This window comes from Deinococcus sp. JMULE3 (assembly GCF_013337115.1).
Taxonomy (GTDB): domain Bacteria; phylum Deinococcota; class Deinococci; order Deinococcales; family Deinococcaceae; genus Deinococcus.
The window spans coordinates 1,436,287-1,449,803 of the sequence record NZ_SGWE01000004.1 but is presented as its reverse complement, the minus strand read 5'-3'; the positions used below and the strand labels follow the sequence as shown (position 1 = coordinate 1,449,803).

Here is a 13,517-nt window from a genome sequence, read left to right as displayed (position 1 = left end):
GAAAACACCCCCGCGCGGGGCGGGGGCGGATTCCGTGCAGGCGGGGATTAGACCGCGAGCACCTGACGGCCGTTGTAGTAGCCGCAGCTGGGGCAGATGTGGTGGCTGAGCTTCTTCGCGTGGCACTGGGGGCACTCGGTCAGGTTGGGCGCGACGAGGGCGTGGTGGCTGCGGCGCATGTCGCGCTTGCTCTTGCTGGTCTTCTTCTTGGGAACGGGGTGCTTGGCCATGTCTGTTCTCCTGGGCCACACGGCGTTTCCCGCCGGGGCGCGATTCTCGCCGGGGGAACCCAGCCGAGACAACAGCGGGGAGTATAGCACACCCTCGCCAACCTGGGACAGTGACGCGGGCCGCGCTGTTCATGAAAGAGGACCGCGCCCCCGGACCGGCGTTTTACAGTGGGTGGCGTGCATGAACTCGAGTGGGCGCCCATCACGCTGGAAACCGGCCTGCGCGTCCTGGACCTGATCGGCGTGCTGGCCTTCGCGATGTCCGGCGCGCTGCTGGGCGTCCGCAAACGCTTCGACCTGTTCGGGGTGCTGGTGCTGGGCTGCGTGACCGCCGTGGGCGGCGGCGCGATCCGCGACACGCTGACCGGGCAGACCCCGCCGCTGTTCCTGCGGGACGAGACGTACCTGTATGCCGCGCTGCTGGGCTCCGGGCTGGCCTTCGCGTTCGGCGCGCGACTGGCCCGCTTCGAGCGGACCCTGAGCGTATTCGACACCGCCGGGCTGGGCCTGTTCGCGGCGTCCGGCGCGATCGGCGCGCTGAACTTCGGGCTGGGGCCGCTGGGCGTGGTGTTCGCCGGGATGCTGTCCGGCGTGGGCGGCGGCGTGATCCGCGACCTGATCGCCAACGAGGTCCCGGAAATCATGTACCGCAGCGAACAGCTGTACGCCACGGCCGCCGCCGCCGGAGCGCTGACCGTGTGGCTGCTGCACCCGCACGTCACGCCGTTCCAGGCGCAGTTCAGCGGCGCGCTGGTCGTGTGGGCGCTGCGCTGGATCTCCCGGCGGGGCTGGGTGCGCCTCCCGGTACGCCGCCTCCCCGAGGACAACCCCGCCGATTGAACGGTCAGCGATCCCACCCCCGCGCGGGCGGCGCGACTGGTACAACGGCAGGCATGATCCATGACGCCCGCGTGCAGCCGCTGCGGCCCGGCACGCCCCGCCGGGAGGGATTCGTGCTGCTGTGGGTGCAGGCCAGCGTCCGCACCCGCGACAACCACGCCCTGGAATACGCCGTGCGCGAAGCGAACCGCCTGAACCTGCCCCTGGTGGCCGCATTTGGCCTGACGCCCGGTTACCCCGAGGCGAACGCCCGCCACTACGCCTACCTGCTGGAGGGCCTGCGCGACCTGCGGATCAACCTCGCCGCGCGGGACGTGCCGCTGCGCGTGACGCTGGGCAGCCCGCCCGAGGTGGCCCTGAATGCGGCAGGGGAGGGCGCGGCACTCGTCGTGACGGACGTCGGGTACACCCGCCTGCAACGCGAATGGCGCGAGTGGCTGGCCGCCCGGCTGGACGTGCCGCTCGTGCAGGTGGAATCCGAAGCGGTCATTCCCGTGGGCGTGGTCAGCGGCAAGCAGGAGTACGCAGCGCGCACCATCCGCCCCAAGATCCACCAGCTGTGGCACGACTACCTCGTCCCGCTGGACACCCACGACCTGAAACGCCGGGCGCGCAACTGGGACGGCGGCGAGGACGTCAGCGACCCCGCCCGGCTCCTGAAGACCCTCCCCATCGACCACAGCGTCCCCCCCGGCGACGAGGAAGGCGGAGAGAACGCCGCGCACGACCTGCTGGAGGACTTCATCACCCGCAAGCTCGACGGGTACGACACGCGCCGCAACGACCCCACCGTGGACGGCAGCAGCCGCCTCAGCGCGCACCTGCACTACGGGCACCTCTCCCCGCTGACCGCCGCGCTCGCCGCGCGCGAACACCCCGGCCCCGACACCGACGCCTTCCTGGAAGAACTCATCGTGCGGCGCGAACTCAGCTTCAACTACACCACGTACAACCCCCACTACGACCGCTACGCGGGCCTCCCCGCCTGGGCACGCGCCACCCTGGAAGAACACGCCGGGGACCGCCGCGATCACACCTACACCCGCGCCGAACTGGACGCCGCGCAGACGCACGACCCGTACTGGAACGCCGCGCAACGCCAGATGACCCGCACCGGCCGCATGCACAACTACATGCGCATGTACTGGGGCAAGAAAATCATCGAATGGACCCCCACCCCCCAGCAGGCCTTTGAGACGCTGCTATGGCTGAACAACCGCCACGAACAGGACGGCCGCGACCCGAACTCCTGGGTGGGCGTCGGCTGGGTGTTCGGCCTGCACGACCGCCCCTGGACCCGCCGCCCCATCTTCGGCACCGTGCGCTACATGAACGCCGGCGGCCTGAAACGCAAATTCGACATCGAAAAATACGCCCGGCAGTGGGCGGAAGAGGGGAGCCCCGAGCCCCGCACCCGCTAGAGTCCGCTCATGACCGACGTGGCCTCCCTCTCCCTTCCCGCGCGGCACGTGACGAGTGGCGGCACGCGCGTGTATACACTGCCCGTGCGCGCCTTCCCGAACTTCCGCGCGAACACTTACCTGCTGGTGCGGGGCGACCCGCACGCCCCGGCCTACGCGGCCCTGGTGGACACCGGCGGGAGTGGCCCGGACAACCTGGGCGACCTTCAGGCCGGACTTGCGGCGGTGCGGGCCGGGCACGGCGAGGCGGTGAGTCTGGACACCCTGACCCGGATCGTGATCACGCACCCGCACCCGGATCACCTGGGCGGCCTGAGCGCCCTGCGGGAGCACACGGACGCGCCCGTGGCGGCGTTCCACAGCGCTGTGCCGTTCATCGAGCAGCCCGGTTGGGTCCGCGCGGCGTGGCTGATGCAACCCGATGCGCAGGCCGCGTGGCTGGGCCTGCCGCCCGGCAGCGAACTGGACGGCCGCATCCGCCGCCGGGGCTCGAACCTGACCGTGCCCCGCGCCACCCCGGTCGCCACGCCCCTGCACGACGGGGACGTTCTGGACGACCTGCTGCACGTCATCCACACGCCGGGGCACGAGGGCCACCAGATCTGCCTGCGCGTGGACGAGGTGCTCCTCAGTGCCGATCACCTGTTGCCGCTGAACTCGCCGCCGCTGATGCCCGCCCGCTTCCTGCGTGGCAGTGGCGTGGCCGCGTACCTGGACTCACTGGACCGCGTGGAGGCGCTGGACGGCGTGACCCTCGCGCTGGGCGGGCACGATGGGCCCATGCGTGACCCCCGCGCCCGCATTCACGCGTTGCGGGCGCGCACGCGCGAGAAACTGGAAGCCCTGCTGGCCGCCTGCACGCAGCCCATGACCGTCCACGACCTGCTGCTGGCGCTGCACCCGCGCCTGCGGTCCATCCAGGCGGTGCTGCTGCTCGACCAGACCGCCGCGCTGGCGGACTATCTGGCCGCGACAGGCGCGCTGCACGAGAGCACACGCGAGGACGGGGCGGCCCTGTTCACCCGCGCCTGAACCTGCGCCCCGTGCGGTACTCTGGAGCGTTATGACCCCGGAGCGTTACGCCAAGATCCTGCGCGTGCTGAGTAAGCGGCAGCCCACCCTGACCGTCCTGATGGACGAGGTGAACAAACCCCACAACCTCTCCGCGATCGTGCGCACCTGCGACGCGGTGGGCGTGTTGCAGGCGCACGCGGTCCCGCCGCGCGGCGGGCGGCTCGTGGATTTCGACGGGCACACCTTCGAGGCGACCAGCGGCAGCGCGCACAAGTGGGTGCCGGTGCAGAAGCACGAAGGTGCCGTGGGGGCCGTGCGGGACCTGCAGGCGCAGGGCTTCCAGGTGCTCGCCACGCACCTCTCGCAGCGCAGCGTGGATTACCGCGAGGTGGACTACACCCGCCCCACCTGCGTCCTGCTGGGCGCCGAGAAGTGGGGTGTGGGCGACGAGGCCGCCGACGCCGCCGACCACAACATCATCATCCCGATGTTCGGCATGGTGCAGAGCCTGAACGTGTCCGTCGCCGCCGCGACCATCCTGTTCGAGGCGCAGCGCCAGCGGCTCGCCGCCGGGATGTACGACGCCCCGCAGCTGAGCGACGAGGACCTGCGCCGCTGGGCGTTCGAATGGGCGTACCCCGACCTCGCCCCCGGCTACCGCGAGCGCGGCGAAAGCTACCCCGCGCTGGACGAACACGGGCAGATCCTGGCCTGACATCAACTCCGGTTGAAAGGTGTGCAACGTCTTTCAACCCGAGCGGACGCGACTCGTAGAGCTGCGGAGCAGAGAAGGAGCAGAGCGCCCCTCCGGACGTGGAGCTGGCAATCCGGTGAAATCCCGGATGGTCAGCGAAACAAACGGAATCCGTAGGACTCCACCCGCTGCACCCGTCCGGGTGTCCCCCGGCGCGTGCTCACCTTGCGTGCAAAACGTTCACCACTCAGCAGGGACAGAGACGGGCCACACCCGCTAGACTGACCTGCACACCGCGCCTCTTGAGCTGCCCCCGAGGCGGCTGTGGGGCCAGAGGAAAGCCACACATGACCAACACCACCCCACAGGCGGCCCGCGTCGCCACCGGAGCCCGCTGATGTTCGGCCTGGAAATGCCCCCCATCACGCCCGAATTCTGGGCGATCCTGGGCACCCTGATTCTCCTCGAAGGTCTGCTCTCGGCGGACAACGCCCTCGTGCTGGCCGTGATGGTCCGCCACCTCAAGGGTGACCTGCAACGCAAGGCGCTCGCCTACGGCATCGGCGGGGCGGTCGTCCTGCGCATCCTGGGCGTGCTGCTCGCCAGCTACATCCTCGAGTACTGGTGGCTGCGGGCCTTCGGCGCGGCGTACCTCGCGTACCTCGCCATCTCGCACTTCCTGAAGCACCGCAGCACCGAGGACGAGGCCGACCAGAAGAGCAAGGGCCGCGGCTTCTGGGCGACCGTCGTGCTGCTGAACCTCACCGACCTCGCGTTCAGCGTGGACTCGATCCTCGCGGGCGTCGCGCTGATTCCCCGCGGCATGCCGCGCGAGCAGGGCCTGACCATCGTCGTGATCGGCGGGATCATCGGCCTGATCCTCATGCGGATCGCGGCGACCGTGTTCCTGAAACTCCTGAACAAGTACCCCGCGTTCGACCACGTCGCCTACGCGCTGGTCGGCTGGATCGCCGTGAAACTCGGCCTGGAGACCCTGGAAGCCGCGCACGAGATCTTCCCCGCCGTGCCCTACTGGCACATGCCCACCCCGATCTTCTGGGGCGTCATGGCCGCCATCGGCATCATCGGGTCGTTCCTCGCGACCCGCAAACCCGCCATGAGCGACGAGGCCGCCGAGGCGAAAGCCGAAGCCGTCGTCCACGAGATCGACGAGACGGTCGCCGACGCCAGCGACGGCCGCATCGACGGCCGCTGACCCCACCCCCCCAGCGCGGGCCGCTCCCTTCACCGGGACGCGGCCCGCGCCTCTCTGATCCCACCGGGGCGAGGTTGCACCCGGTTCAAGCCCGTTAGAACATGCTGCGCTGCGCGCCGTTCAGCACGATAAATCCAGCCTTACTGGCATCCCGGCGACCCCCGCACCTGCCCATATGCCCTGACGTGCCGCAGTTCGTGTCCGGCGTACACTGACGGTCATGAGCGACCTTCTGGACACCATCCGCGACCTCGCCAAACCGACCGACAGCAAGATCCTGATGGTCGTCCTCGACGGCGTGGGCGGCCTGCCCCTCGAAACGAACGGCGACACCGAACTCGCCGCCGCCACCACCCCCAACCTCGACGCGCTGGCCGCGCAGAGCCAGCTCGGGCAGATCGAACTCGTCGGCGCGGGCATCACGCCCGGCAGCGGCCCCGGCCACCTCAGCCTCTTCGGGTACGACCCCCTGAAGTACGTCGTCGGACGCGGCGCCCTCTCGGCCGTCGGGATCGGCGTGAAACTCGGCGCGGGTGACGTCGCCGTGCGCGGCAACTTCGCCACCCTCGGCGCGGACCGCATCGTGCAGGACCGCCGCGCGGGCCGCCCCAGCGACGAGAAGAACGCCGAGATCGTCAGCAAACTCAAGGCCGCCATCCCCGACATCGACGGCACGCCCGTCGAGATCTACACCGAGAGCGAGCACCGCTTCGTGGTCGTCTTCCGCGCGAACGGCGGCAGCCCCCTCGGCGCGAACCTCAGCGACGTCGACCCCCAGGCGACCGGCGTGCAACCCATGACCGCCCAGGCCCACGACGACGCCAGCCAGAAAACCGCCGACCTCGTCAACGCCTTCGTGCAGCGCGCCGAAACCGCCCTCAAGGACGAACCGCAGGTCAACGGCGTCCTCTTCCGCGGGTACAGCGACGTCCCCCACTTCCCCAGCTTCGACGCCGCCTACCAGCTCAAAGCCGCCTGCATCGCCAGTTACCCCATGTACAAAGGTCTCGCCAGCCTCGTCGGCATGGACGTCCTGACCGTGCAGGGCGAAGAAGACGCCCTCGACGGCAAAGTCCAGGCCCTCAAGGACAACTGGGACAAGTACGACTTCTTCTACTTCCACGTCAAGAAAACCGACAGCACCGGCGAAGACGGCGACTTCAAGGCCAAAGTCAAGAAAATCGAACTCTTCGACGCCCTGCTGCCCCAACTCCTCGCGCTGAACCCCGACGTCATCGCCATCGTCGGCGACCACAGCACCCCCAGCAAACTCGCCACCCACTCCTGGCACCCCGTCCCCCTGCTCATCCGCAGCAACTACGGCCGCCGTGACCTCGCCCAGCGCTACACCGAAGACGAAGCCCTGAAAGGCAGCCTCGGCCTGCGCAGAGGCACCGACCTCATGCCCCTCCTCATGGCCAACGCCCTGAAACTCAACAAGTACGGCGCGTAACCACCCACAAGCGTCCCCACACGGCCCCCTCGCCCCCCCGGCGACGGGGCCGTTTCCACAACCCAACCTCAAACCGCATTCAGCCCAGCGTCAGATTCAAACGGCAAGGTGAACACATTACGTTCCACAACGGAACGAGGAGGACCCCATGCACAAAGCCATCCTGACCACCGCCCTCGCGGCCACCCTCGCCAGCACCGCCAGCGCCCAGACCCTCAGCGTCAACATCAGCGCCAGCCTCCAGTACCCCAGCATCGTCCAGACCACCGCCAACGTCATCAACCTCCTGAACCAGGGCGTCCGCGTCACCTTCCTCACCAGCACCAACCAACAGGCCGCCACCCTCGGCACGGGCGGCGGCATCGTCGTCAACCCCGCCTACCCCACCACCACCCGCCTCACCCAGGTCCAGGTCATGACCCAGGTCCCCGGCACCACCACCTACGCCAAAGAGATCTACCCCCTCGCCCAACCCATCACCACCACCCAACCCCTCAGCGCCCAGAGCATCATCGTCAAAGCCAAAGACGGCACCCGCCAGCCGCTTGTGAACGTCATGGGCCGACAAGCCGCCTGGGCCAAAGCCCCCGGCCTGCAGAAAAAACCCGGCGGCATGCCGCCCGGCCAGTACAAGAAAACCCAGGGCAACAAGTAACGTCTGCGCCCCCTTCCAGCTGGAGGGGGGTTTTTCTGTGGTTGGAAGGGGTGCGCCTGGCGGCGGGCTTCCCCACCCCCCAGCCCCCTACCCCAGGGGGGCAGGGGGAGCAACGTTGCACTGGGCAAGAGTTTCTACCTATGCGGCGGAGGTGTGTCGGGCGGTGACGTGTCCGGCCTCGACGCCATCCTGCCGCCCCCGTGGAAGGCCCGCGCGCTGCGCGCACGACGGCCGGTGGCAGTCTGCGGTGGCTGGCTGGGCAACCTGAAGCGATCCGCTGATCGACTTTGAAAACCATGCTCTGGCAACAGCCGAAAAAGTAGAACCTTCCAGCACGCACCAAGAATTGGGGCCATACAGGCGTCGTGGCAACGCGGCCCGTCGTGCGCGAAGCGCGCGGGGCGAACGCGGCGACACCGGAGGCATGCAGCCCCATACGTGGCCGTTTCCGCCCGACACCTACCGACCACCTCAGCGAAATACCTGCCCAGTGCCAACGCTGGCCCCCCCTGCCCCTCTGGGGTAGGGGGCTGGGGGGTGGGGAAGCCCGCCGCAGGCGCCCACATTCCAACTCAGTTCACGCCAGCCGCTCACTCCCCCGGCTCGTGAATTCCGCCCACGCCCGCGCGAGCCGGTTGACCGCTTCGGGGATGTGGTCGGGGTGAAGGGTGAAGGGGATGCGCAAGTACTGGTCGGGGAGGGGTTCGACGCCCATGCTGGCGCCGGGGTAGAGGCGCAGGCCGTGGCGGGCGGCGTGGTGGGTGTAGGCGCTGGCGGTGGGGGTGGGGAGTTGAATCCAGAGGAATTGTCCGCCGGGTGGGGTGGTGAAGGTCCAGTCGGGGAGGTGGGTGCGCAGGAGGTGGGCGAGGTGGTCGCGGGCGGGGGTGATGGCGGCGCGGCGCTCGTGGATGAGGGTGGGGAGGTCGGCGAGGAGGTGGAGGGCGAGGTGCTGGGCGGGTTGGCTGCTGCCGAAGTCGGTGAGGGTTTTGGCCTGTTTCAGGGTGGGGGCGAGGGTGGGGGGGAGGCGGAGCCAGCCGATGCGCAGGCCCGCCCAGTAGAGCTTGCTGAGGGAGCCGACGTTGAGGATGGGGGCGTGTGGGGCGAGGGTGCTGAGGCGGGGGGGGGGGGGTGTCGGTGAAGGGGAGGTCGAGGAGGGTGTCGTCTTCGAGGGTGGGGAGCCCTGTGTCGTGGAGGTGCGCGGCGAGGTGCTGCCGGGCGGGGTGGGGGAGGGTGGTGCCGGTGGGGTTGTGGTGGGTGGGGGTGAGGAACGCGAGGCGGGGGTGGTGGGTGCGGGTCTGGTGCGCGAAGTGGTGGGGGTCGAGGTGCTGGGTGGTGACGGGGGTGCCGGTGAGGTGGGCGCCGGCGGCGCGGATGACGTCGATGGCGCCGAAGTAGGTGGGGGTCTCGAGGAGGGCGGTGTCGCCGCGCCGCAGGAGGGTGTGGGCGGTGAGGGCGATGGCCTGCTGGGCGCCGCTGGTGATGAGGATCTGTTCGGGGGTGGTGGGGAGTCCGGCGCGTGCGTACTGCTGGGCGATGAGGTCGCGCAGGTCGGGGAGGCCCTGGGGGTGGTAGATGCTGTCGTACTGGGCGTGCGTGGCGGCGTCGCGCAGGCGGGTGCGTTGCTGGTCGGTGAGGAGGGGGACGGCGATGGTGAGGTCGATCTCGCTGTGGTGGGCCGCGCCGACGGGGGTGCGGAGGGTCAGGAGGGGTTGGGCGCGGGGGGCAGTGGGGGCGACGTGCGTGCCGCGTCCGACGTGCCGGGTGAGGTAGCCGCTGGCGGTGAGGTCGTCGAGGGCGGTGACGGTGGTGGCGCGGCTGACGCCGAGCAGCGCGGCGAGGGTGCGTTCGGCGGGGAGTCGCTGTCCGGGGGTGAGTTCGCCCCGGTCGATGGCGTGCTGGAGGTGGGTGTGCAGGCGGGCGTGGAGGGGGCCGGGGTGGTCGCGCCAGCCGCGCAGCAGGGCGGCCCAGTGGGGCGCGTCGGTCGGGCTGGGCGGCGTGGGCATGCGCTTCAGGGTACAGGCCAATCTGTCTGGATGAGCAGGCCAATGCGCGGGCCATTGCCTCTGCCCAGAGGGGGCCATTGGGGCGCACACTCGGGGGCATGACCACGCTCCCCGCTGCCAGCGCCCCACCCTCGTTCTGGCGGGATTCGCACCCCAGCGCGGTGCTGGCCGGGCTGATCACCATGCTGATCGGCTGGGCGGGCCCGAACGTGCTGATCTACTCGGTCGCGCAGGCCGCGAACCTCAGCGACAGTCAGGCGATGTCGTGGCTGTGGGCACACGCGCTGCTGGCGGGCCTGACCGGCATCATCCTGAGCCTGCGCACCCGCATGCCCATCCTGGTCACCTGGAGCACGCCGGGCATCGCGCTGCTCGTGACAGCCCTGCCGGGCATCCCGTTCCCGGAGGCCGTCGGAGCGTTCCTCACGTCGGGCCTGCTGGTGCTGGGCCTGGGGCTGTTCCCGCCGCTCACGCGGGCGCTCCAGCGCATCCCCGCGCCCCTGGCGGCCGCGCTGAACGCCGCGATCCTCCTGCCATTCGGGTTCCGCGCACTCCAGGCCTTCGGCACCGCCCCCGCACTGGTCGGCGTGATGATCGTCGCGTACTTCGCACTGCGGCTCGTCGCGCCCCGCTGGGCAGTCGCGGGCGTCCTCCTCACCGGCGTGATCGCCAGCGGCGCGCTGAACCTCTGGCATATGCAGCCCGTCGCACTGGCCCTCACCCGCCCCGAATTCGTGCTCCCGCAGTTCAGCCTGCACGCCACCCTCAACCTCGCGCTGCCCCTCACGCTCCTCGCCTTCACCGGGCAGTTCGTCCCCGGCTTCGGCGTCCTCAAAACCAGCGGCTACGAACCCGCACCCGGCCCCATCCTCCGCGCCTGCGGCATCGCCAGCAGCGCCGCCGCGTTCGCCGGCTGCCACAACCTCACCCTCGGCGCCCTCCTCGCCAACATCGTCACCGGCCCCGAAGCGCACCCCGACCCCCGCAAACGCTACACCGCCGCCATCTGGGCCGGCGCATTCAACATGATCGTCGCCCTCTTCGCCGGCACCGTGCTGCACCTCCTCGGCATTCTCCCCACCCAGGCCATCACCGCACTCGCCGGACTGGCCCTCCTTGCCGCCATGGGCAGCAGCCTCCAGGCCGCCTTCCAGGGCGCTGCAGCAGGCAGCCTCGCCGCGCCCGTCGTCCTCCTCGTCGCCCTCAGTGGCATCACCCCACTCGGCATCGGCGCGCCCTTCTGGGGCATCCTCGCCGGGCTGATCGTCTACTGGGTCGAGAGGCGGCGGGGGTGACGTCGTGGGCGCTTGGTGGCAGGCTGCCCCGTTGGAAGGGGTGCGCCTGCGGCGGGCCTCCCCACCCCCAGCCCCCTACCCCAGAGGGGCAGGGGGAGCTTACGTTGCACTGGGCAAGAGTGTTGACTGGTGCGGCGGTCTTGTATTGGGCGATGACGGGTCCGGCTTCGACGCCATCCTCCGCCCCCCTCGTAGGCCCGCGCGCTGCGCGCACGACGGCCGGTGGCGGTCTGCGGTCAGGTGATCAGTGGGACGCTTCGCGCCGCTGATCGACTTTCAAAACCACGCTTTTGCCCAAGCGAGAAAAAGTAGAACTTTCCGGCACGCACCAAGTTGACTGGCCCCACAAACGTCGTGGCAGACGAGCCCGTCGTGCGCGAAGCGCGCGGGGCGCCCGCAGCGATACCGGAGGTCTGCAGCCCCATCCGTGGCCGAACCCGCCAGTCACCCACCCATAAAGCCAGAGAAATACCTGCCGAGCGCAGCGACTGCTCCCCCTGCCCCCCTGGGGTAGGGGGCTGGGGGGTGGGGCAGCCCGCCGCCAGGCGCACCCCTTCCAACGAATTACATCAGCCCGCCGCAGGCGCCCACATTTCAACGCCACCTCCCCGCAGAAGCACTCCGTTGAAAGCAAAACCCGGCCGGGTCAGTTGACAGATTCCGAAATGCCTGTCATACTTGCATTTCTGACCTGACGAGGTCGTGCCGTGCCCATCCCGCTGGTTCTCACGAGCGAACGTCCATTTCGGACTCTGCGTGACTTGTCGCGCCCCGGCACTGGAGAGGCATCACTGCACTTGAGGGAGGCGTCCACCTCTGGGATTTACAAAAAACGGACGCGCGAGCAGGATGTGCTGGTCAACCCAGTGTGTCTGCACCTTCAGAGTGGCCCTTCAGGGGGCCGCTTTCTTTTTGGGTGTGCAGCCAGGTGAGGATGCTGGGTAGTGCATCGTCCTGGGTGGTGTCGACGGTCAGGCAGGGGGTGTCGCCCAGGTCGAGTGGCGTCCAGCAGCAGTGGTTGGGGAGGGTGGCGTAGTTCATGGGGAGGTCTATGCCGGGCCGTCGGCCGGAGGTGACCCGCGCGTCGTGCCGTGCCTGGAGGACGTGTGTGGGTGCGTGGCAGAACACCTGGGCGACCCTCGCCCCGTGCGTGTGGGCCAGCTGCAGGATGTGCGCCTCGCTGACCCCGTGGTAGAAGTGCGATTCCAGCACGGTGTCCATGCCTGCGGCGAGGGTGACGCCCGCGACGTGCCACATGACGTCGAAGCTGAGGGGGCCGGACACGTCCCTGGTCAGGTCGGGCAGGCGGGCCAGGAGGAGGGCCTTGTACTCGTCCTTCGTCACGAACGGCATGTTCAGCGCGTGGGCGAGTCGCGCGCCCAGCGTAGATTTTCCGGAGGCGGGCATGCCGGACACGATCAGCAGCAGTGGCATGTGGGCCACGCTACTGCCGGTGCCGGGTTGCCGCGTCACACCTTGGGTGGAGTCATACGGACTCCGGTTGAAAGGTTTGCAAAATCTTTCAACCCGAGCGGATGCGAGAAGGAGCAAAGCGGGTTCCGGACGTGGAGCTGGCAATCCGGTGAAGTTCCGGATTGTCAGCGAAACAAACGGAATCCGTATCAGCGCCAGCCGAGGCCGGGGGCGACGTGTGTGAGGATGCTCTCGATCAGGTGCGCGTTGTAGTCCACGCCCAGCTGGTTCGGGACGGTCAGCAGGAGGGTGTCGGCTTCGGCGATGGCCTCGTCCTGCCGCAGTTGTTCGATCAGGCGGTCGGGTTCGTCGGCGTAACTGCGGCCGAACACCGCGCGGTACTGGTCGATCACGCCGAACTGGTCCTGCCCGCCCTGACGTCCGAAGTACATGCGGTCCTGGTCGTTCACCAGCGCGAAGATGCTGCGGCTGACGGACACGCGCCCCTCGCGGGTGTGCCCGGCTTCCTTCCACGCGTTGCGGTACGCGCGGATCTGCTCGGCCTGCTGCACGTGGAAGGGTTGACCGTTCTCGTTCTGCTTCAGGGTGGAACTCTGGAGGTTCATGCCCATCCTCGCGGCCCACTCGGCGGTCGCGTTCGACGCGGCGCCCCACCAGATGCGGTCGCGCAGGCCCGCCGAGTAAGGCTCCAGGCGCAGCAGACCCGGCGGGTTCGGGAACATCGGGCGCGGGTTCGGCTGCGCGAAGCCTCTGCCCTCGATCACGTCAAGGAACACCTCGGCGTGCCGCCGCGCCATGTCCGCCTCGGTCTCGCCGGGAGCGGGCGCGTACCCGAAGTGCCGCCACCCGTCGATCACCTGTTCCGGCGAGCCCCGGCTGATGCCCAGCTGCAACCTCCCGCCGGAGATCAGGTCAGCGGAACCGGCGTCCTCGGCCATGTACAGCGGGTTCTCGTAGCGCATGTCGATCACGCCCGTGCCCAGCTCGATTTTTTTCGTTTTTGCGCCCATCGCCGCCAGCAGCGGGAACGGCGAGCCCAGCTGCTGCGCGAAGTGATGCACCCGCACGTACGCGCCGTCCGCGCCCAGTTCCTCGGCGGCGACCGCCAGATCGATGGTCTGGTGCAGCACGTCCGCCGCCGAGCGCGTGCCGGACTGCGGGGACGGATTCCAGTGCCCGAATGAGAGAAACCCGATCTTCTTCATGGGCACAGGCTAGCGCGAATGGTTGAAAAAGTAAATCAGTTTGGCGGATAAATCTGG

General features: G+C 69.2%; 12 protein-coding genes. 8 read left to right on the top strand and 4 right to left on the bottom strand.

What is annotated here, in order from left to right; all coding sequences use genetic code 11:
• Positions 1 to 47: 47 nt before the first annotated feature.
• On the bottom strand, positions 48 to 230 hold the full coding sequence (rpmF, locus tag EXW95_RS09905) for a 50S ribosomal protein L32 (RefSeq protein ID WP_046843905.1): 183 nt from the start codon (positions 228 to 230) through the stop codon (positions 48 to 50).
• Between the two features lie 177 nt (positions 231 to 407).
• On the opposite strand from rpmF, the gene EXW95_RS09900 reads away from it, so the two are divergent.
• From EXW95_RS09900 to EXW95_RS09870, 7 genes are all read left to right on the top strand, one after another.
• Entirely contained in the window at positions 408 to 1,070 is a 663-nt protein-coding gene (locus EXW95_RS09900) for a trimeric intracellular cation channel family protein (protein ID WP_174367320.1), read from the top strand.
• A 53-nt stretch (positions 1,071 to 1,123) separates the two neighbouring features.
• Complete coding sequence (locus EXW95_RS09895) at positions 1,124 to 2,491, top strand: deoxyribodipyrimidine photo-lyase (RefSeq protein WP_174367319.1); 1,368 nt, start codon at positions 1,124 to 1,126, stop codon at positions 2,489 to 2,491.
• Between the two features lie 9 nt (positions 2,492 to 2,500).
• Positions 2,501 to 3,523, top strand: coding sequence for an MBL fold metallo-hydrolase (locus EXW95_RS09890; RefSeq protein WP_174367318.1), 1,023 nt, complete (start codon positions 2,501 to 2,503; stop codon positions 3,521 to 3,523).
• A 31-nt stretch (positions 3,524 to 3,554) separates the two neighbouring features.
• Positions 3,555 to 4,220 (top strand): tRNA (guanosine(18)-2'-O)-methyltransferase TrmH, encoded by a 666-nt coding sequence (gene trmH / locus EXW95_RS09885; protein WP_058978324.1) that lies wholly within the window; start codon positions 3,555 to 3,557, stop codon positions 4,218 to 4,220.
• A gap of 376 nt (positions 4,221 to 4,596) precedes the next feature.
• Positions 4,597 to 5,415, top strand: a complete 819-nt coding sequence (locus EXW95_RS09880) for a TerC family protein (RefSeq protein WP_174367317.1) — start codon at positions 4,597 to 4,599, stop codon at positions 5,413 to 5,415.
• 220 nt (positions 5,416 to 5,635) lie between these two features.
• Complete coding sequence (locus tag EXW95_RS09875; RefSeq protein WP_174367316.1) at positions 5,636 to 6,868, top strand: 2,3-bisphosphoglycerate-independent phosphoglycerate mutase; 1,233 nt, start codon at positions 5,636 to 5,638, stop codon at positions 6,866 to 6,868.
• A 148-nt stretch (positions 6,869 to 7,016) separates the two neighbouring features.
• Complete coding sequence (locus EXW95_RS09870; protein WP_174367315.1) at positions 7,017 to 7,523, top strand: hypothetical protein; 507 nt, start codon at positions 7,017 to 7,019, stop codon at positions 7,521 to 7,523.
• Between the two features lie 590 nt (positions 7,524 to 8,113).
• Here the strand turns inward: EXW95_RS09870 and EXW95_RS09865 are convergent.
• The gene (locus EXW95_RS09865) at positions 8,114 to 9,526 is read right to left on the bottom strand and encodes a PLP-dependent aminotransferase family protein (RefSeq protein ID WP_254605574.1); all 1,413 of its coding nucleotides are present in this window, start codon (positions 9,524 to 9,526) and stop codon (positions 8,114 to 8,116) included.
• Between the two features lie 98 nt (positions 9,527 to 9,624).
• Here EXW95_RS09865 and EXW95_RS09860 point away from each other — a divergent pair, with 98 nt between their 5' ends.
• The gene (locus tag EXW95_RS09860; protein ID WP_174367314.1) at positions 9,625 to 10,821 is read left to right on the top strand and encodes a benzoate/H(+) symporter BenE family transporter; all 1,197 of its coding nucleotides are present in this window, start codon (positions 9,625 to 9,627) and stop codon (positions 10,819 to 10,821) included.
• Positions 10,822 to 11,679: 858 nt separating this feature from the next.
• On the opposite strand, the gene EXW95_RS09855 is transcribed toward EXW95_RS09860, so the two are convergent.
• Together EXW95_RS09855 and EXW95_RS09850 are read right to left on the bottom strand one after the other, a co-directional pair.
• Positions 11,680 to 12,255: an AAA family ATPase gene (locus EXW95_RS09855; protein ID WP_174367313.1), complete on the bottom strand. Its 576-nt coding sequence runs from the start codon at positions 12,253 to 12,255 to the stop codon at positions 11,680 to 11,682.
• Positions 12,256 to 12,443: 188 nt separating this feature from the next.
• Positions 12,444 to 13,460: an LLM class flavin-dependent oxidoreductase gene (locus EXW95_RS09850; protein ID WP_174367312.1), complete on the bottom strand. Its 1,017-nt coding sequence runs from the start codon at positions 13,458 to 13,460 to the stop codon at positions 12,444 to 12,446.
• Between the last annotated feature and the right edge of the window lie 57 nt (positions 13,461 to 13,517).

Excerpts from the sequence above, each read along its gene's own strand:
- rpmF (WP_046843905.1), bottom strand. The coding sequence starts at position 230 with ATGGCCAAGCACCCCGTTCCCAAGAAGAAGACCAGCAAGAGCAAGCGC.
- EXW95_RS09855 (WP_174367313.1), bottom strand. The coding sequence starts at position 12,255 with ATGCCACTGCTGCTGATCGTGTCCGGCATGCCCGCCTCCGGAAAATCT.
- trmH (WP_058978324.1), top strand. The coding sequence starts at position 3,555 with ATGACCCCGGAGCGTTACGCCAAGATCCTGCGCGTGCTGAGTAAGCGG.
- EXW95_RS09865 (WP_254605574.1), bottom strand. The coding sequence starts at position 9,526 with ATGCCCACGCCGCCCAGCCCGACCGACGCGCCCCACTGGGCCGCCCTG.
- EXW95_RS09880 (WP_174367317.1), top strand. The coding sequence starts at position 4,597 with ATGTTCGGCCTGGAAATGCCCCCCATCACGCCCGAATTCTGGGCGATC.
- EXW95_RS09890 (WP_174367318.1), top strand. The coding sequence starts at position 2,501 with ATGACCGACGTGGCCTCCCTCTCCCTTCCCGCGCGGCACGTGACGAGT.
- EXW95_RS09870 (WP_174367315.1), top strand. The coding sequence starts at position 7,017 with ATGCACAAAGCCATCCTGACCACCGCCCTCGCGGCCACCCTCGCCAGC.
- EXW95_RS09860 (WP_174367314.1), top strand. The coding sequence starts at position 9,625 with ATGACCACGCTCCCCGCTGCCAGCGCCCCACCCTCGTTCTGGCGGGAT.
- EXW95_RS09850 (WP_174367312.1), bottom strand. The coding sequence starts at position 13,460 with ATGAAGAAGATCGGGTTTCTCTCATTCGGGCACTGGAATCCGTCCCCG.
- EXW95_RS09875 (WP_174367316.1), top strand. The coding sequence starts at position 5,636 with ATGAGCGACCTTCTGGACACCATCCGCGACCTCGCCAAACCGACCGAC.
- EXW95_RS09895 (WP_174367319.1), top strand. The coding sequence starts at position 1,124 with ATGATCCATGACGCCCGCGTGCAGCCGCTGCGGCCCGGCACGCCCCGC.